We start from the raw sequence: 18,305 nt of genomic DNA on the forward strand, positions 1-18,305 counted from the left end.
GGCAGCGCGGGGGGTGTCCGGAAAGGGCCCGTTCCTTGTCCGGCGCCCTGTTTGGCAGCGCGTGAGGGGGAAGGGTTGTACGGGAGTTTGCCTCCGGTTCATGGACCTTCGGGAGGTCAACTGGCAGGCGGTGAGGGCGAATTGGTGCACATGACGCCGAACTACCCCAGTGGTTGATTGTTTGTGCAAGAAATCGCCATACATCTTGCAGCAACGAACTTCCCTCGGCACGGTGTCCCCGTCGCGTCATCCCCGGCGCGCTCGTAGACGCTCGTAGACGGGAGATCCCTTGTCCGGGAGAGCTCACAGAGAGCACAGATCCGCACGGCGCCGCACTTCCCCGCACCCCTCGCGCCGCGGCCGGGCCCGCGCCCTTCGCGCCCTGTCCGTGGCCGCCACCGCCACGGCGCTCGCGCTCGGTGGCCTCGCGGGACCCTCCGCCGCACCGGCCGCCGCGGCGGCCACCCCTTACCCCAACCTCACCCCGGCCCCGCCCATGGGCTGGAACAACTGGTCCTACTACGGCTGCGACATCAGCGAGGAAACCGTCCTCGCCAACGCCCGCGCGCTCGTCTCCTCCGGCCTGGCCGCCAAGGGCTACGACACCGTCACCACCGACGACTGCTGGATGACGCACACCCGCGCCGCCGACGGCAACCTCGTCCCCGACCCCACCCGCTTCCCGCACGGCATGGCCTACGTCGGCGAGCAACTGCACGCCATGGGCCTGAAGTTCGGCATCTACGAGGACGCGGGCACGGCCACCTGCGGTGGCTACCCCGGCTCGTACGGCCACATCAAGCAGGACGCCGACCTCTTCGCCAAGTGGAAGGTCGACTACCTGAAGCTGGACGGCTGCAACGTGCCCGTCCCCACCGGCCAGAGCGCGGACGACGTCTACCACAAGCTCTACGGCGACATGAGCCAGGCGCTCCTCGACACCGGCCGGCCCATCGTCTACTCCGTCTCCGCTCCCGCCTACTTCGAGGGCGAGAAGGACTGGCACCACGTCATCTCCTGGTCCGCGGAGGTCGGCAATCTGTGGCGGGAGGGCGCCGACGTCGCCATGGAGTCGTCCTCGGCGCGCGGCAAGTGGGCCTCCATCAAGTACAACTACGCCTACAACGTGCCGCTGGCCGACCTGCAGAGCCCGGGCCGCTGGAACGACCCCGACTTCCTCCTCGCCGGGCAGTCCCGGCTGACCGACGACGAGATCCGCAGCCAGATGTCGCTGTGGTCCGTGATGGCCGCCCCGCTCATCTCCAGCACCGACCTGACGAAGGCCTCGCCCGAAGCGCTCGCCGTCCTCGGCAACAAGGACGTCATCGCCGTCGACCAGGACACCAAGGGCCTCCAGGGCCGCATCGTCCAGCAGGGCGACGGCTACGACGTCCTGTCCAAGCCCCTCGCGAACGGCGACCGGGCCGTGGCCCTGTTCAACTCGTCCGACGAGGCGCGGACCATCACGACGACGGCCGCCAAGGCCGGCCTGCCCGACGGAGCCTCGTACCTCCTCAAGGACCTCTGGTCGAAGCGGACCACCCAGACCACCGGCACCATCGCCGCGAACGTGCCCGCCCACGCGACCGTTCTGTACCGCGTCCACGCCGGCACCGCCCACCGTGTGCAGCCCGCCACAGCCATCACCTGGACACGGACCGGCGGCGAAGGCGCCACCTCGACCTGGAAGGTCGGCCTCGCGGACCACGGCCCGACCGGACTCACCGGCGCGCAACTGCGCATCAGCGCCCCGGAAGGCTGGCGCCTCAGCACGTCGAAGGTGTCCCTCGGCAAGGTCAGGCCGGGCGGCTCCGCCACGGCGACCATCACCGCGAAGGGCCCCGACGCCGAGCCCGGCACCACCGTCACGACCCTGACCGCGACGGCCCGCTACCGCGCGGGTGGCGCCGGTGAGGGTACCGCGTCGGGACGCGCGTCGATCGTCACCGAAGTGCCGTACCCGAGCCTGGAAGCCGCCTTCAACAACGTCGGCGTGACCAACGAGGCGGCGCCGCCCGCCGAGGGCAACTACACGACCGGCAACTTCGACGGCGGCGGCGACAGCTACTCGGCGCAGGCCCTCGCCGCGGCCGGGGTCACCCCGGGAGCCAAGGTCAGCAAGGACGGTGTGACCTGGACCTTCCCGGCCGCCAAGCCGGGCACCCCGAACAACGTCGAACTCGCCGGCCAGTCGATCACCCTCACGGGCAGCGGCTCCAAGCTCTGGTTCCTCGGCGCGGAGGCCGGCTTCGCCTCGGGCCAGGTCAAGGTCACCTACACCGACGGCACCACGAGCACGGGCAGCCTCGGCTTCCCCAACTGGTGCTGCACAGCCGGCACGGAGTACGGCGCGACGACCGTCGCCACGTCCGACCACCGCAACACCCCGACCGGCCCCGCCAACTTCGGCACCGGCTACAAGCTGTTCGGCAACTCGGTCCCGCTCACCGCGGGCAAGACGATCCGCACGGTCACCCTGCCCGACGCGGACGCTATCCACGTGTTCGCGATCACGGTTCAGTAGAGCCGGGGTGGGCCGGTGCGCCGGATGCCGCAGGTCGCGGTGTCCGGCGCACCGGCGTGGACGTACGGTGACGCGATGGACAGACTCCGCGAACCCGTGACGGCGACGGCCATGGCTACCGAAAGGCTCGAACTGCTGCCGCTTCAGGCGGAGTTCGCCGACGAGATGGCCGTGGTCCTCGGGGACCCGGCTCTGCACACGTTCATCGGCGGCGCACCGCTGACACCGCCGGAGCTGGGCGAACGCTACGGGCGTCTGGTCACGGGCTCCCCGGACCCGGCCGTCTCTTGGTGCAACTGGGTGCTCCGGATCAGAGAGGAAGGACGTCTGGCCGGGACGGTCCAGGCCACTGTCGGCCCCGGCGACGACGGGCTCGAAGCCGAGATCGCCTGGGTCGTCGGCGTGCCGTGGCAGGGCCGCGGCCTCGCCACGGAGGCGGCGCGCGGACTGGTCGACTGGCTGGGCGAGCAGGGCGTACGCACCGTCGTCGCGCACGTCCACCCGGACCACGTCGCGTCGGCGACCGTCGCCAAGGCCTGCGGACTGGCGCCCACGGACCGGATGCACGACGGCGAAGTCAGGTGGCAGCGCACCCTGAGGTGACGGCTCACCGGATCTCGGGGCCGTCACCTCTCCGTGCGCAGGGACGGCACGGCGTCAGTGCTGCTGGGCCTTCTGCGGCGTCGCCTCGCTGGGACGTACGATGACGTACCCCTCGCCCTCCAGCTTCAACTGGACGGCCTCGCCCGAACCGCCGCGGATCATCGACCCGATGGACTGCGACCGGTGCAGCGAGGTGTGCAGATGGGCGGTCCAGCCCACGACCGCGTCGGTGTCGACGAACACCGGCTGCTGCGGCGCGACGGGGATGACCAGGGGGTTCCCCTCGCAGACCAGTCCCAGTCGGCCCTGCCCGGTGAAGACGCTGTTGAACAGCCCGCCGCCGGAGATGCCCGCGCCCTTCACGGTCTTGATCTCGTACGACAGTGTGGAGTCGAAGCACAGGACGTTGCGCCCGTTCACCGTCAGGGCCTCGCCCGCTTCGACGTCGACGATGAAGCAGTTCTGCGCCTCGTGCGCGAACCAGGCCTCGCCCTGCCCGCGCACTGTCATCAGCGGCAGTCCCTCGCCGGTGACCGCGCGCTTGAGCATGCCGCCCATGCCCTGGCCCTTGCGCTCGAACTGCAGGTTCCCGCGGTAGGCGATCATCGCGCCTTGGCGGGCCATCATGTCGCCGTCGACGGCGTAGCGGATCGACTTGGCGTTCTGCGCGGTCATTCCCGGCGCGGAGGCGGGCTGTACGACGTGCTCGCTGGAAAAGAGATCACCCTTCATGCGGGCATCTTTTCCCGGACGGATCGGTTCCGCCAAGGCCGGGCGGCGTACCGGCCGGAATCCGACGGGCGGGGCGCCCGTCGGGGCTCAACTCGCTTGTCAGGAGCGGGTCTTCGCCAGGAGTTCAGTGATCTCCCCGGTCGTACCGGTCTCGCCGAGGCGCGGGAAGATCCGCTCGATGCTGTTGTGGTGTGCCTCGACGTCCAGGTCCGTCATCGCGTCGGTGGCCAGGGTGACGTGGTAGCCGTGCTCGTGGGCGGCGCGGGCGGTGGACTCGACGCCGATGCTGGTGGCGACGCCGGTCAGGACGACCTGAGTGATGCCGCGCCGCCGCAGCTGGAGGTCCAGGTCCGTGCCGAAGAAGGCGCCCCAGTTGCGCTTCGTCACGGTGATGTCCTCGGGGTGGCCGGACAGTTCGTCCACGATGACGTCCCAGCCCTCGGGCATGGCGCCGGTACGCCGCGGAGTCTCGTTGCGCCCGGGTACGGCATCCGCGCCGTCAGGGGCGGCGCTGACGCGGACGAGGACGACCGGCAGGCCGTGAGAGCGGAAGGCGTCCGCCAACTCGACCGAGCGGGCGACTACTTCGGGGCCGGTGTACGGAGTGGTGGGTGCGCCGACGATGCCGTTCTGGAGGTCGACGACGACGAGGGCGGTGCGGTCGTCGAGGGTGGTGAGAGCCATGGGAGGGGGCCTTTCTCGGTGGATCGGTTGCTTGGGTGGAGACGGGCGCTGCGGTCAGGCTTCCGTGAGCCGTTCCAGCAGGGTCAGAGCGGTGACGATGGTCAGGCGCTCCTCCTCCGAGTAATGGTCCTGGAGGGTGCGGGCGAGCCATTCCCCGCGGGCCTGCCGGGTGCCCTCGGCGCTCTCGCGGCCGGTGTCGGTGAGGGTGACCACCTGACGGCGGCCGTCCTCGGGGTCGGGCCGGCGCTCGATCAGTCCGCGCTGGTCGAGCGCGGCGAGCGTGGCGGCCATCGACTGCGGCCGGACGCCCTCGGAGGCGGCGAGACCGCTGGCCGTGGCGGCCCCCGCCTTGCTGAGCCGGTTGAGCGCGGAGACCTGGGACGGGGTGAGGTCCTGGCTGTCGGACACCTCCTTCAGGCGGCGCCGGAGGCGGCTGAACATCACGCGCAGTTCACGCGCGGCGCGGTCCGCGGATTCTGAGATGCCCTCGACGTTGGGGAGGCCCTCGGCGTTGTCCATGCGTCCACGCTAAAACCTTCAGCCCAAACTGTCCAGTCTGGGCTGAAGACCTGGGATTGCCTCACTTCAGACCCCGGAGGTCCAGGCCCTGCGTCCCCGCCGTGACGAACGTATGGAGCGCGCCGCCACCAGGGCGATCAGGCTGCCTCCGATGACCAGCAGGCCAGGCCCGACGCTCCGAGTGTTCACGACCCGGGAGAGCGCGGCGGTCGGGCCGGTGCCGGTGCCGGTGCCGGTGCCTGTGCCGGCCCCGGTGTCGGTGGCCCTGCCCAAGTTCGTACCTGTGCCTGCACCCGTACCCGTACCTGCATCCACTCCCGTACCCGTCCCGCCCTCACCCGGGGCGCCCGCCTCCGGCCCGTCGTCCGCGGACGTGCCGGTCAGGCGTACGCCGAGGGCGTTCATCGCTGCTCCGACGGGCTGGAAGAAGGTCGTGCCCCCGGCGTCGCAGTTCCCGTTGCCGCCCGACGTCAGGCCCAGCGCGAGCCCGTTCGCGAACAGGGGGCCGCCGCTGTCGCCGGGTTCGGCGCACACCGTCGTCTGGATGAGGCCCGTGACCGTGCCCTCGGGATAGTTCACCGTCGCGTTCAAGCCGGTCACCCGGCCGGAGTGCAGCCCCGTCGTGCTGCCGCTGCGGAAGACCCGCTGGCCCACCACCGGGTCGGCCGCCCCCGTGATGCGTACGCCACGGCCGCCGCCGATGGCGACCACGTCACCTTGAGCGCGCGGCGTTGCCCCGTCTTCGTAACGCACGAGAGAGAAGTCGTTCCCGGGGAACGTGCCGCTCACCGTGGTGCCCAGCGTCGTGGCGTCGCCCGGTCGCGCGAACCAGGTCGTGCCGACCGGGCCGCAGTGTCCGGCGGTCAGCAGGAACGCGTCCCGGCCGTCGGTCACGTCGAAGCCCGCGGAGCAGCGCCCGCCGCTCGCGAAGATCGGGGCGGCGCCGTCGACGCGCGGGGTGAACGTGCCCGGCGTCCGCTCCATGCGGACGGACGCGCCGATGGCTTTGGCGACACCGGCCAGCCGCGACCAGGCGGCGGCGGAGACGGTCGAATCGGCCCGCACCACGACCTCGTTCGAGCCGTAGTCCATCGCCCATGCCGTACCGGCCACGCGGGGGGCCGCCCGCAGTGTCGCGGCGGCCGAGCGCAGGTCCCGCATGCTGTGACGCACGACCTCGGACCGCGCCCCGGCACGGCGCACGTCCGCCGCGGCGTCCGCGTCGGTCACCGCGACCACCGTCCGCCCGTCCGCGCCGAGCCAGCTGCCCGCCGTACGGGAGGTGCCGAGCTGGGCCACCAGCCGTTCGCCCACCGGGACGGACGGACCGGAAACGCCGGAAGCGCCAGAAGTGCCGGAAGCGCCTGGTTCGCTCGCCAGCGCGTGCGTGACCAGCAGGCTTCCGCAGAGCAGGCCGCCGACGGCAGCAAGGCGTGTGATCCGCCGGGCGGTGCGTCGCGCGTGCCTCATCCAGACTCCCCAACGTGCGAAACGGTGTACGGGCAACAGGTCAACGACCTTGAGGGGAACGGGCGTTGAGAGTGATGACCGACCCGTCCCCTCGCTCACGTACGTACGGGCACGGCGCCTCGTTCAGCGGGGCGCCGTGCCCGCAGCTGAGCGGCCGCCGGTCCGGGGGCGGGCCGATCGAGTGGACGCGCGGCCTGTACGACCTGCGAAAGCCCGGCCCGAGGGGCGAGCGGGCCATGGGGAGTGCAAGGATGTCGCCATGGCAATCAAGGCATATTTCGACATCACCATCGACGACAAGCCCGCCGGGCGCATCAGCTTCAACCTCTTCGACGACGTCGTCCCGAAGACGGTGGAGAACTTCCGTGCCCTGGCCACGGGCGAGAAGGGCTACGGCTACGCGGGGTCGTCGTTCCACCGCATCATCCCGCAGTTCATGCTCCAGGGCGGCGACTTCACCGCCGGCAACGGCACGGGCGGCAAGAGCATCTACGGCGAGAAGTTCGCCGACGAGAACTTCCAGCTCAAGCACACCAAGCCGGGCCTGCTCTCCATGGCCAACGCGGGCCCGAACACGAACGGCTCGCAGTTCTTCATCACCACGATCGTGACCGACTGGCTCGACGGCAAGCACGTCGTGTTCGGTGAGGTCGCCGACGAGTCCAGCATGGAGCTCGTCAAGAAGATCGAGTCCCTCGGCTCCCGCAGCGGCGCGCCCTCGGCGAAGGTCACCATCTCCGAGTCCGGCGTTCTCTAGCCTCCGGAACGACGTCTGACCGCCGGCCACTCGAAAGCCGGCGGACGGACACGGTCGAAGCGGGCCGGGGCAGCCGATCAGGCCGCCCCGGCCCGCTCCGTACCAGGTATCAGTCCTCGTGAAACCCGTCAGCGGCTCAGCGCCGGCGCCCCGCGACCGGTACGTCGAGCGGCCGTGCGAGACCCGTGACTCCCTCGTCGAGGCGCTGGAGATGCCGCAGCACGCGGTACGTGACCGTTCCCGAGCGCAGTGCTCCCGTCCCGTCCGCCTCCAGCATCGCGGCGATGCTCGCGCCCGCCTCGACCTCCCCGCCGGTCTTCTCGTCCCGCACATGCGCGTCGATCACGCCGATGTTGTGCGCGATACGCACCCCGGCCCGTTCGAGCCGCGGATCCGCCGCGATGGTCTTGCTGTACGGCACGAGCTCGGCCGTCGCCGCCAGGGAACGGGCGTGATAGGCGCAGGTCTCCAGGAGTGCCACCAGATAGCGGGCCGTCTGGCGTCGCACCCGTAGCGGCGTGATCGGGTGCGTCAGCGGCTTCGTGGAGGCGCGCAGATCTTCCAGGGCCGTGTCCAGGTCCCGCGCCTTGTCGAGCAGGTCGACCGCGGGTCCGCCGCTGAGCTGCTCCACTGCGGCCGACACGACGTCACCGAGCCTGACCAGGACCGTACTGAGGAGTTCGTCGGTACGGCGGTCCGTGTGCACCGGCAGCACGAGCACCGCGGCGACGATGCCGCACGCGGCGCCGAGCGCCGTCTCCTCGATCCGCAGGACGAGCACGTCCAGGCTGTACGTGTTGAGGAGTGTGTAGAGCAGGCCCAGCATCGCGGTGACGAAGAACGACATCAGGGCGTACGACAGCGGCGCCGTGAAGAACATCGCGAAGATGAAGACCAGGACGAGAGTGAAGGCAGTCCAGGTATGGTTGCCGACCACGCCCGCGAGCGCGACACCGGCGACCACGCCGAGCACGGTCCCGAGGAGCCGACGGTAGCCCTTGACCAGGATCTCGCCCGTGGACGCGGTGTTGAGGAAGACCACCCAGCACGTCAGGACCGCCCAGTACCAGCGCTGACTGGACAGGAACTCGCCGCCGACGATGGCCAGGGACGAGCCCACCGCGACCTGGAACGCGGCCCGCGTCGTGGGCCGCTGGAGCCCGCTGCGGTCGTCCGTGTCGTCCTCGTCCTTCTCGGAGCCCGTGATCGCGATGTCCTCGGCGTCGAGTTCCTCGCGGGAGCGCGTCGTCGCCGGGGTGTCGTCGGACTCGTCCTGCGGCCCGTCGAGGGCGAGCCGCAGACCCATGACGGCGCGCGCCGCCTCACCGATCCCGCGGAAGACGTCCTGCACGGCGGCGGAGCCACGCGGCAGGTTGTCCTCGTCGCGGTACGCGAGCAGCCGGTTGCGTACGTGGGCGAGCGCCGTCCCGCGCTCGCCCGACACCGGGCGGGCGACGAGCAGGTGGAGTGCGCTGAGGTCGCGGCGCAGGGTCACGGTCGCGTCGTCGTCGCCGTACAGGCGCTTCGACGGCGCAGGCACCGGCGCGTGCGGCAGGTGCAGGGTGAGGGTGTCGGCGCGCTCCGCGCTGCGGGCGTTGAGCAGCAGGACGCCGAGCCGTTCGGCCGCGATCTCCGCGTCGGCGACCCTGCGTTGCACGAGGGAGGCCGTGGCCGAGTCCCGGGTGCCCTCCTCCAGCCGGCCCTGGATCATCAGCGCCGTCTCGTGCAGCCGGGCGGTGCCCCGCCGCAGGTCGTCGAGGACCTTCTCCAGCTGATCCGGTTCGGCGTCGAGCAGTTCCGCCTGTGTGTCGACCAGCTGAGCGAGCCGCGCCCTGAACGCGTCACGCAGCCGGCCGAGAACCCGCTCCGGTGTCTCCGGCACGACCGCGAAGCGCACGACAGCGCTGCACGCGAAAGCGATGGCCAGCGTCGCGTACAGCTGTGGCAGCGACGACACCGTCGCGCTCACGAACAGGGAGACGAAGTAGATCTGAAAGCCGATCAGGCCCAGCGCGGTGCCGCGGTCACCGAAGCGGCGGCTGTACACGGCGCCGAAGATCAGCGCGATGAAGAAGAGGTCACCCGCGACGACCTGATTGTGCAGCAGCGCGGCCAGCGACACCGCCGCGAGCGCCACGGGCAGGCCCAGGGCGAGGGTGACCGCCTGGCCGCGTACGTCCTTCTCCCTGATCGCGAAGGTGGCCACCATCGCGGCCATGGCGCCGGCGACCATGTGTGTCACATCGGTGTGCAACGCCGCGAGGACGGCAAGCGTGAGCGCGATCGCGCCGACCGTCCGCAGCCCCGCCATCAGCCGCAGCAGCCCCGGATCGGACGCCACGAACCGGTCCCATGTGCCACCGATCCCCGTCAGCCGTGTCACTGCGCTCACTCTGCCGCACCCTCCTGATCCAGCCATGATCCGCGGACGCCTCAGCATCCCATGCGCGTCAACCGCGGTCCGCAGCCGGTCTTAGGAGGTGGGAGGGGGTACGGGACGGCCAGCTCGCGTCGTCGCGGGTCGTCACGTGCCGTCAGACAGGGAGGCCGATCAGGCCACGGCCGCTCCGGGACGCCTCGGTCACGACCTCGCCCCAGCCTGTGCCCGTGTCGGCATCGTCGAGGCACAGCCGGAACAGCTCTGCCAGGAACGCGTCGAGCGCGGCCCGCGCTCAGTGACAGGCGTCCGCCCGAGGTGTCCCGGTCCACGACGAGAACGGTGATGTCCAGCCTCATGGGGAGAGGCTGTAGATCGCACATCGGGGGAGGGGCAGGCGCTCACCTCAGCGGCCTGCGCGCCCACACCTGCCGGTCGTGCGCCCCGGGTACGTCGCCGGGGCCCGATGTGCCGAGGTCCAGCCAGCCCCAGGAGCGCAGCAGGGTGGAGCCCGGCGCCTCGGTGCCCGCGGGGTCCGGCAGGCTCACCGCCGCGACGACGAGATCGGATTCGTGGCGGGCCAGGAGCAGTGTCCGCAGGTCCGTCGCGACACCGTGGCGCCGATGGGCGGGCACCACCATCAGCTCGGCGAGGACGAACGCCCGGCCGGACGCGGTGAGTTCCTCGAACTCGGCCGGCAGGTCACCCCGGAAGCCGGCCCACCAGTCACCGGTGCGGGCGGCCCGGTACCCGTAGACGCAGCCGACGAGCCCGCCCGAGTCGGCCACCACCATGTCGAAATCGGGACGCTGACCGTGTTTCTCGAACCGGCCCAGGAACCCCTGCCGGTCGCGGTACTCGGTCCCCGCGGCCCCGTGGTACGCCGAGACGTACACGTCGGCGACGGCGTCCCGCTGCTGCTCCGCCTGCCACCGCGACAGCCGCCGCAAGTACACCTCAGCCATACGAGCCTCCCGTCGGGCCGCGGGACATGCCCGGGCTCCGCATGGTGACACTCACCGGCGATGAGGGGAACGGGGCGTCACACTCTGACTCGCGAACTCCCGGTGATCTCAGCGTACTTGGGCGCCCAAGTGCTTGGAAGGCGCGGCCTCGCGGACGTCAGGACAGGGACTGCACCGTCTGCCGCACCTGGGTGGCGACCGTGTCCGGAAGCGGCGCGTAGTGGATCCGGGTCAGCGCCTGCTGTCCCTCGTCGCTCGCGGTGTAGGTGAGGAAGGACTTGAGCGCCGGGAGCGTGGCGGCCCGGTTGCCCTTGTCGCAGACGATCTCGTACGTGACCAGGACGATCGGGTACGCCCCGGCGGCCGAGTGGCCGTAGCTGAACTTCAGCGACATGTCCTTGCCCTCGCCGGCGACGCGGGCCGCGGCGATCCCGGCGGACGCGGACTGCGGCGACGGGGCGACGGGCAGCGCCGCGCCCGTGTCGATACGGACGGTCGGTACCTGGCTGGTCGCCGCGAAGGACAGCTCGAAGTAACCGATCGAACCGTACGAGGAGTTGACCTCGGAGACGACGCCGCTGGAGCCGTTCGCCGAGCCGCCGCCCTTGCCCTGCCAGGACTTCTCCGCCGCGTAGGGCCAGGCTGCGGGGGCGGCTCCCGCGAGGTAGGCCTGAAGGTTCTGCGTCGTGCCCGAGTCGTCCGAGCGGTGCACCGGGCGGATGCGGGTCGACGGCAGTTCCGCGTCGGGGTTGAGCGCGCGGATCTGAGGGGCGTCCCAGGTGGTGATCCGGGTGTCGAAGATCCCGGCGAGGGTCGCGGCGTCGAGGACGAGGTCGTCGACGCCGGGCAGGTTGTAGCCGACCGCGATGGGGCCGCCCGCCATGGGCAGGTTGATGGCCCGGCCGCCGGTGCACGTCTGTTTCGACAGCTCCACCTCTTCGGGCTTCAGCGCGCTGTCCGAGCCGCCGAACGCGGTCGCGCCGCGCAGGAACTGGGCGGCGCCGGCGCCCGATCCGAGCGGGTTGTAGGCGATCTGGACGCCGGGGCAGGCGCGCTGGTACTGGTCGATCCAGAACTTCATGACGTTCTGCTGGGCGGTGGAACCCGAGCCGGGCACCTGGCTCTTGCCGGCGCAGTCGATGTCGGCGACGGGGGACGCACCTGCCGAGGACGCGGAGTCGTCGGGGCCACCAGCGCCGCCCGCTCCGCACCCCGCGAGCAGGAGCGCGGCCGCGACGGATGCCGCGCCGACCGGAACGCTCCGCTTGATGAGACGTCTGGCACGGGCGCTCTGCACTGTCGTTCCCCCTGATGAAACCGCGATCGGAAGCACAGATCATTTCCGAGCATGGCGGTCATGCGGTGACGTGAAGGTGAACTGCAGGCGAAGTGCCACCGTACGAAGGGCGAGCGGGGCCCGACGCGGGCCCCGCCGTCATCTTCCGCTGCCGCTCAGTTCCGACGCAGTCCCCGCGCAGTCCTTGAGCAGTCCTTACTCAGTCCTCGCTCAGTCCTTGTAGTCCGGTGCGATCCGGTCCAGCAGGCGCAGCATCGCCGCCCACGCAAGGTCGTAGGCGTCCTCGTCCTGGAAGTCCGAGTCGGCCTCCGCCTCACCCGCGAGCTGCCGGGCGGTGTACTCGCACACCTCCGGCGACGGCACGGTCAGCGGCACGCCGCCGGCCTGCGCGGTGACCTGGATCTCGCAGGCCTTCTCCAGGTAGTACATGCGCAGGAACGCCTGGGCCGCGCTGTCGCCCACGGTGAGCAGGCCGTGGTTGCGCAGGATCAGCGCGGGGTGGCCGCCGATGTCGTCGACGAGGCGCTTCTGCTCGTCCAGGTTGAGCGCCACGCCCTCGTAGTCGTGGTAGCCGACCCGGTTGTGGAACTCCATGGACATCTGGTTCAGCGGCAGCAGGCCGCCCTGCTGCGCGGCGACGGCGCAGCCCGCCTTGGTGTGCGTGTGCAGGACGCAGTGGGCGTCCTCGCGTGCGGCGTGGATCGCGCTGTGGATGACGAACCCGGCCGGGTTGACCGGATAGGACGTCGGCTCGACCGGGTTCCCGGACAGGTCGATCTTGACCAGGTTGGAGGCGGTGATCTCCTCGAAGAGCAGCCCGTACGGGTTGATCAGGAAGTGATGGTCCGGGCCCGGCAGGCGCAGCGAGATGTGCGTGAAGATCAGGTCGGTCATGCGGAAGTGGGCCACGAGCCGGTAGACGGCGGCGAGTTCGCGGCGCAGCCGCAGTTCCGTCTGCGCGGCGTCCTGATCGGCGGCGGGGGTCAGCAGGTCGGTCACGAGACGGCTCCTTCGAGGGTCGGGTCGACCACGGGCGTGAGCGGGCGGCCGGTGCGGTACCAGGCGATGACGTTCTCGGCGGGCGCGCACACGTACGCGCGCTGCGAGGCGTCGGACAGGAACGCGCTGTGCGGGGAGAGCTGGATGCGCGGGTGGGTGCGCAACGGGTCGTCGGCGGGCGGCGGTTCGACCGGGAACACGTCGAGCGCGGCCCCGGCGAGATGCCCGCTGTCCAGCGCGCGCAGCAGCGCGTCGGCGTCGACGAGTTCGCCGCGCGAGACGTTCACGAGGAACGAGCCCGGCCGCATCCGGGCAAGCAGGGCCTCGTCCGCGAGGCCGTGGGTCTGCGGGGTGAGGGGGGTGTGCAGGGACAGTACGTCGGCGCCGCTCACCAGCTCGTCGAGGCCGAGCCGGTCGACCTCGGGCGGCCAGCCGGCCGGGTCGGCGTGCGGGTCGAAGGCGGCCACGCGGCCGAAGACGGGAGCCGCCATCCGCGCGACGGCGCGCGCGATGCGGCCGAACCCGACCAGGCCGAGTGTCAACTCGCTGGCTCTGCGCGGAAGTTCACCGAACTCCGTGTTCCAGCCGCCGGACCGCACCGTGGCGTCGGCGTGCGGCAGGTGCCGTACGAGGGAGAGGGCGGCGGCGAGCGCGTGCACGGCGACGTCCTCGGTGGCCGCGTGCGGCAGGTTGCTCACCCACAGGCCGCGCCGGCGGGCCTCGGCGGTGTCCACCATGTCGTAGCCGGCGGACATCGTGGCCAGCATGCGCAGCGTCGGCAGCCGGTCCAGGAGGGTCGCGTCCACGGGGGCGTAGCCGACGATCAGGGCCTCGGCGTCGTGCGCGGCAGCCGCGATCCTCCCGGGGTCGCGACTTCCGACCACGCGGACCTCGAAGCCCGCGTCGCGCAGCAGGCGCGCGCCCGGTTCGACATCCAGCTCCTCGGGGTCGGTGAAGACCGCCACGGGCTGACCCATCCCAATTCTCCCCACACTTGGAGCGACGGACCCAGAGCGTCGAACCTCAGGGCGACGAACTCGGAGCGACGAATGATTCGTCGGTCGATTCGGTGTTGAGGTTACGTTTCGTCTTCCATAATTGTCCAGCCCGCACGAGACGGGCGTCTGTGACGCGTGTCACGGGTGTCCGGCACCCGTGTTCCCGTGGTCGACAATGGGCGCCGACCCCGGGTGCGGCCGCGCCCGGGCAGCCGAGCTGAGGGGAAGCCCCGGTGGACCTGGACCACATCGACCTCGCCGTCGTCCGCGAGCTGCAGACGGACGGCCGTCTGACGTACGAGACGCTCGCGCAGCGGGTCGGCCTCTCCCGGCCCGCCACCCGGGCCCGCGTCCAGCGGCTGCTCGACGGCGGCGGTGTGCGGGTGGCGGCCGTCGTGCATCCCGCCCTCCGGGGTCTCACCGCGTCGGCGCATCTGTCGATCGGCGTCCGCGGGCCTGCCGGGCCCGTGGCGCGCGCCATCGCCGCCATGCCCGAGGCTCCGTTCGTCACGCTGACCGCCGGGGGTTATGCGGTCATGGCCGAGCTGCGCACGAAGGGGATCACCGATCTGGACCGGGCGATCGAACGCGTCCGCTCCCTGCCGGGGGTCGACGTCGTGGACCCGCTGATCTCCACCCGCCACCTCAAGGACCCCTATCTGCTCGCGGGAGAGCCGGCCGTCACGGAACTCGACGAGACCGACCAGCTCATCCTGCGCGAGCTGGAGGCCGACGGCCGCCTCCCGTTCGCCGAGCTCGCCGAGCGGGTCGGCCTGTCGGCCGGGGCGGCCCGCGCGCGCACGCTGCGGCTGCTCGACGGCGGCGTCGCGAAGGTCCTCGCGCTGGTGCGCCCCGAACTCCTCGGCCTCGGCATCCTGTGCGGCTTCGCGGTCCGCGTCGAGGCGGAGCGTGACGAGGTGGCCGGGCGCCTCGCGGACCGCGAACAGGTCTCCTTCCTGTCGTCCTGCATGGGGCGCGCGGACCTGGTCGGCACGATCACGGTGGACTCCATCGCGGCGATCCGGACGGCCGTCGAGGACATGCGGGCCGTGAAGGGCGTGCGCTCGGTGGAGAGCTGGGTGCACCTGGAACTCATCAAGGAGCGCTACGAGGATCCGTCGGCCGGATGATGCGTAGGTCGAGACCTGTCTAGACTTCCGAAAAATTTCCAGCCAGTACACCTGGTCAAGTCAACGTCGGTTGCTTATCGTCCATGCGAACGAATCAATTGCCGCGCCCTGTCTGTGTGCGGCTGCCCTCATGGTCGTCCCACGGTCGAAAGCAGGCCCCTTCATGCACCACCCTCTCGATGACGCCGACCGCACGCTCCTGGTGACCGGCGCGGCGGTCGCCGCCGTCGGAACACCCGTACGTGCCGAGGCCCTCGCCGTACGCGGCGGCCGCGTCGTCCACGTCGGCACCGCCGACGAGGCGCGCGCCGCGCTCGGCGGCCGGATCGACGAGCGCCTCGAACTCGACGGCGGCCTCGTCCACCCCGGCTTCGTCGACGCCCACTGCCACCCGGTGATGTACGGACAGGCGCTGGCCTGGGTCGACTGCCGGCCCGAACGCGTCCCCGACATCGAGACCCTCGTAGCCGTCCTCACCGACGCCGCCCGCGAACTCCCCGCCGGGGTCCCCGTGCGCGGCTTCGGCTACGAGCACCGCAGGCTCGCCGAGCGCCGCCACCCCACCTGCCACGACCTCGACCGCGTCGCCACCGACCGCGAGGTGTACGTCATGAACGCCTCCGGCCACGGCGGCGTCGTCAACTCCCACACCCTGCGCACCTGTGGCGTCACCGCGGGCACCCCCGACCCCGAGGGCGGCAGCATCGGCCGGCTGCCCTCCGGCGAACCCGACGGACAGCTCTGGGACGCGGCCTGCGACCTGCTCACCGGGCCCGGCGGCGTGAAGATCGGCAACCACGGACCGAACTTCCATCTCTCCGAACCCGACGCGATCATGGCCGACCACCTGCTGCGTGCCCAGGAGGTCTTCCTCGCGGCCGGCGTCACCACCGTCGGTGACGCCCAGGCGTCCCGCCGCGAGATGGAGACCTATCTGCGGGCACGCCAGGACGGCTCCCTGCGCCTGCGCGTCTCCGCCTACCTCACGTCCGCGCTCCTCGACACCGCGCTCGACCTGGGCGTCGTGAACGGTTTCGGCGACGACCACTTCCGCGTCCAGGGCGTGAAGTTCTACGCCGACGGCACACTCGGCGGCTGGACCGCGTACTTCCCCGACGGATACGCGGCGGACTGCTGCCACCACGGTCAGCTCTACCACTCGGCCGAGGAGTACGCCGAACTCGTCGGCCGCGCCCACCGTGCGGGCCTGCAGACCGCCACCCACGCCCAGTCCCCGTTCGCCATCGGCATGGTGCTCGACGCCGTCGAGAAGGCACAGGCCGACCGCGAGCGCCCCCGCATCCGCCACCGCATCGAGCACTCCGGTCTGCCCACCGACGAACAGATCGTCCGCATGGGCGAGTTGGGCGTCGTACCCGTCATGCAGCCCCAGCACCACCTGCGGACCGGCGACGGCACGCTCACCGCCGTCGGCGACCTCGGCCACCGCTACAACCCGGCGGGCACCTGCCTCGCCGCGGGCGTGCCCGTCGTCTTCAGCTCCGACGCGCCCGTCGCACCGCCCGCCCCCCTCGAGGCGATCTCCGCGGCGGCCACCCGGCGCACCGTACTCGGCACCGTCCTCGGCGACGCGTCCCTGCGCATGCCCGTCGCGGACGGCCTGCACGCCCACACCGCGGCGGCCGCTGCCGCCCTGCACCGCGAACACGCGGTCGGCGCCCTGACCCCCGGCATGCTCGCCGACTTCGTGGTCCTCGACAGCGACCCGCTCACCGCGGACCCGGCCGAACTCGCCTCCATCGGCGTGCGCGAGACCTGGATCGGCGGCGCCCGCGCCTGGGCCGCCCCCGGCCGCTGACCCGTCCGCTCCCTCCGCTTTCTCCCCTTCTCCGCCTCTCCTGTCCCCGGAGGCTTCATGCCGACACAGCCCGCCACCACGCGACAGAGCCCGTACAGAGCCGCCTTCGCGGCCCTCGCCGGCACCTCCATCGAGTGGTACGACTTCTACGCCTTCGCCACCGCGGCGGCGATCGTCTTCGACGACGTGTTCTTCCCACCGGACATGTCGCCCTACCTCAAGACCCTCTCGGCGTTCGCGACCTTCGCCGTCGGCTTCCTGCTGCGCCCGCTCGGCGGCATCGTCTTCGGCCACATCGGCGACCGCGTAGGCCGCAAGAAGACCCTCGTCATCACGCTCATGATGATGGGCGTCGCGTCGTTCGCGATCGGACTGCTCCCCACCTACTCCCAGGTCGGCGCGCTGGCGCCGGTGCTCCTCATCACGCTGCGCCTCATCCAGGGCATCGCGATCGGCGGCGAGTGGGGAGGTGCCGTACTGATCGCGGTGGAGAACGCCCCGCCGGGCAAGGCCGCGTTCTTCGGCTCGTTCGCCCAACTCGGCTCATCCGTGGGCGCGTTGCTGTCGACCGGTGCCTTCAGCCTCATGAACCTCTTCGGCAACGACGCGTTCATGAGCTGGGGCTGGCGCGTGCCGTTCCTGGCGTCTGCGGTCCTGGTGATCGTCGGCCTCGTCGTACGGGTGAAGCTCGAGGAGTCGCCCGTCATGTCCGAGGTGCGCGAGGCGGAAGCCGCCACCGAGCAGAAACTGCCCGTCGTGGAGGTCTTCCAGAAGGCGTGGCGCACGGTCCTCATCGGCGTCTTCGCCCTGGCCACCGCGACCGGCGGCTACTACGTGGTGACCAGCTTCCTGCTCTCGTACGGCACCGGCGACCTCCACCTGTCCGAGTCGATGCTCCTCAACGGCCTCACCCTGGCCGCCTTCCTGGAACTCCTGGTCACACCGTGGCTGTCCTGGCTGGCCGACCGGGTCGGCCCGCACAAGGTCGTCATCGCGGGCCTGGCCGGCGTGATCGTCCTGGCCGTTCCGCAGTTCATGGTCCTCGGCACCGGCAGCGTCGTCCTGATCTGGCTGATGATGCTGGCCATGCGCCTGGTGATGTCCGCGCTGTACGGGCCCATCGCCTCGATCCTCGCGGAGGGCTTCGCCCCGCACGTCCGCTACACCGGCATCTCGCTGTCCTACCAGATCTGCAACATGGTCTTCGGCGGCCTGGCACCGCTCGCGGCGATCTCGCTCGCCGCCGTCGCGGGCGGCCACTACTGGCCGACGGCACTCATGCTCATGGTCATCTCGGCCATCGGCATCTGGTGCACAGCCCGGCTCCGGCGCCTGCGGGTGCCGCGGGCGGGGGAGGGCGCGGGCGCGGTGAAGGAACGGGAGGTGGCGAGCGGGGTCTGAGGGGCGAGGGCGGTGCGCGGTCCGGACGCG

15 protein-coding genes are annotated in these 18,305 nt (G+C 71.2%); 6 read left to right on the forward strand and 9 right to left on the reverse strand.

Annotation, left to right across the window (positions count from 1 at the left end):
* Nucleotides 1-388 precede the first annotated feature (388 nt).
* Both ACIPWY_RS06640 and ACIPWY_RS06645 read left to right on the forward strand, forming a co-directional pair.
* Nucleotides 389-2,524 (forward strand): NEW3 domain-containing protein, encoded by a 2,136-nt coding sequence (locus tag ACIPWY_RS06640; protein WP_393698847.1) that lies wholly within the window; start codon nucleotides 389-391, stop codon nucleotides 2,522-2,524.
* Between the two features lie 75 nt (nucleotides 2,525-2,599).
* Nucleotides 2,600-3,127: a GNAT family N-acetyltransferase gene (locus tag ACIPWY_RS06645; RefSeq protein ID WP_362900259.1), complete on the forward strand. Its 528-nt coding sequence runs from the start codon at nucleotides 2,600-2,602 to the stop codon at nucleotides 3,125-3,127.
* A 54-nt stretch (nucleotides 3,128-3,181) separates the two neighbouring features.
* Here the strand turns inward: ACIPWY_RS06645 and ACIPWY_RS06650 are convergent, their stop codons facing one another.
* The 4 genes from ACIPWY_RS06650 to ACIPWY_RS06665 all read right to left on the reverse strand — a co-directional run bounded on the left by ACIPWY_RS06650 (nucleotide 3,182) and on the right by ACIPWY_RS06665 (nucleotide 6,532).
* Nucleotides 3,182-3,859, reverse strand: a complete 678-nt coding sequence (locus ACIPWY_RS06650) for an AIM24 family protein (protein ID WP_362900257.1) — start codon at nucleotides 3,857-3,859, stop codon at nucleotides 3,182-3,184.
* A 99-nt stretch (nucleotides 3,860-3,958) separates the two neighbouring features.
* A complete protein-coding gene (locus tag ACIPWY_RS06655) occupies nucleotides 3,959-4,543 on the reverse strand; it encodes a hydrolase (protein ID WP_393698850.1) in 585 nt (194 codons plus the stop codon).
* A 54-nt stretch (nucleotides 4,544-4,597) separates the two neighbouring features.
* Nucleotides 4,598-5,062, reverse strand: coding sequence for a MarR family winged helix-turn-helix transcriptional regulator (locus ACIPWY_RS06660; RefSeq protein WP_393698852.1), 465 nt, complete (start codon nucleotides 5,060-5,062; stop codon nucleotides 4,598-4,600).
* Between the two features lie 66 nt (nucleotides 5,063-5,128).
* On the reverse strand, nucleotides 5,129-6,532 hold the full coding sequence (locus ACIPWY_RS06665) for a S1 family peptidase (RefSeq protein ID WP_401532386.1): 1,404 nt from the start codon (nucleotides 6,530-6,532) through the stop codon (nucleotides 5,129-5,131).
* A gap of 259 nt (nucleotides 6,533-6,791) precedes the next feature.
* Here ACIPWY_RS06665 and ACIPWY_RS06670 point away from each other — a divergent pair, with 259 nt between their 5' ends.
* The gene (locus ACIPWY_RS06670) at nucleotides 6,792-7,289 is read left to right on the forward strand and encodes a peptidylprolyl isomerase (protein ID WP_362900249.1); all 498 of its coding nucleotides are present in this window, start codon (nucleotides 6,792-6,794) and stop codon (nucleotides 7,287-7,289) included.
* Between the two features lie 136 nt (nucleotides 7,290-7,425).
* On the opposite strand, the gene ACIPWY_RS06675 is transcribed toward ACIPWY_RS06670, so the two are convergent.
* The 5 genes from ACIPWY_RS06675 to ACIPWY_RS06695 all read right to left on the reverse strand — a co-directional run bounded on the left by ACIPWY_RS06675 (nucleotide 7,426) and on the right by ACIPWY_RS06695 (nucleotide 13,904).
* Nucleotides 7,426-9,600 (reverse strand): FUSC family protein, encoded by a 2,175-nt coding sequence (locus ACIPWY_RS06675; protein WP_393699020.1) that lies wholly within the window; start codon nucleotides 9,598-9,600, stop codon nucleotides 7,426-7,428.
* 467 nt (nucleotides 9,601-10,067) lie between these two features.
* Nucleotides 10,068-10,631 carry a hypothetical protein gene (locus ACIPWY_RS06680; protein ID WP_401532387.1) on the reverse strand — a complete coding sequence of 188 codons (564 nt, stop codon included), beginning with the start codon at nucleotides 10,629-10,631 and terminating at the stop codon, nucleotides 10,068-10,070.
* A 157-nt stretch (nucleotides 10,632-10,788) separates the two neighbouring features.
* Nucleotides 10,789-11,928: a phosphate ABC transporter substrate-binding protein PstS gene (gene pstS, locus ACIPWY_RS06685; RefSeq protein ID WP_393698858.1), complete on the reverse strand. Its 1,140-nt coding sequence runs from the start codon at nucleotides 11,926-11,928 to the stop codon at nucleotides 10,789-10,791.
* 210 nt (nucleotides 11,929-12,138) lie between these two features.
* Nucleotides 12,139-12,927, reverse strand: a complete 789-nt coding sequence (locus ACIPWY_RS06690; protein ID WP_362900243.1) for a class II aldolase/adducin family protein — start codon at nucleotides 12,925-12,927, stop codon at nucleotides 12,139-12,141.
* The gene (locus ACIPWY_RS06695; protein WP_362900242.1) at nucleotides 12,924-13,904 is read right to left on the reverse strand and encodes a C-terminal binding protein; all 981 of its coding nucleotides are present in this window, start codon (nucleotides 13,902-13,904) and stop codon (nucleotides 12,924-12,926) included. Before ACIPWY_RS06695 ends, ACIPWY_RS06690 begins: the two co-directional genes overlap by 4 nt.
* Before the next feature lie 254 nt (nucleotides 13,905-14,158).
* Here ACIPWY_RS06695 and ACIPWY_RS06700 point away from each other — a divergent pair, with 254 nt between their 5' ends.
* The 3 genes from ACIPWY_RS06700 to ACIPWY_RS06710 all read left to right on the forward strand — a co-directional run bounded on the left by ACIPWY_RS06700 (nucleotide 14,159) and on the right by ACIPWY_RS06710 (nucleotide 18,275).
* Nucleotides 14,159-15,055 (forward strand): Lrp/AsnC family transcriptional regulator, encoded by an 897-nt coding sequence (locus ACIPWY_RS06700; RefSeq protein ID WP_362900240.1) that lies wholly within the window; start codon nucleotides 14,159-14,161, stop codon nucleotides 15,053-15,055.
* A 163-nt stretch (nucleotides 15,056-15,218) separates the two neighbouring features.
* Nucleotides 15,219-16,874, forward strand: a complete 1,656-nt coding sequence (locus tag ACIPWY_RS06705) for an amidohydrolase (protein ID WP_393698861.1) — start codon at nucleotides 15,219-15,221, stop codon at nucleotides 16,872-16,874.
* A gap of 57 nt (nucleotides 16,875-16,931) precedes the next feature.
* Nucleotides 16,932-18,275 (forward strand): MFS transporter, encoded by a 1,344-nt coding sequence (locus ACIPWY_RS06710; RefSeq protein WP_362900236.1) that lies wholly within the window; start codon nucleotides 16,932-16,934, stop codon nucleotides 18,273-18,275.
* Nucleotides 18,276-18,305: the final 30 nt, after the last annotated feature.

Source organism: Streptomyces sp. NPDC090032 (assembly GCF_044748025.1).
Lineage (GTDB): Bacteria > Actinomycetota > Actinomycetes > Streptomycetales > Streptomycetaceae > Streptomyces.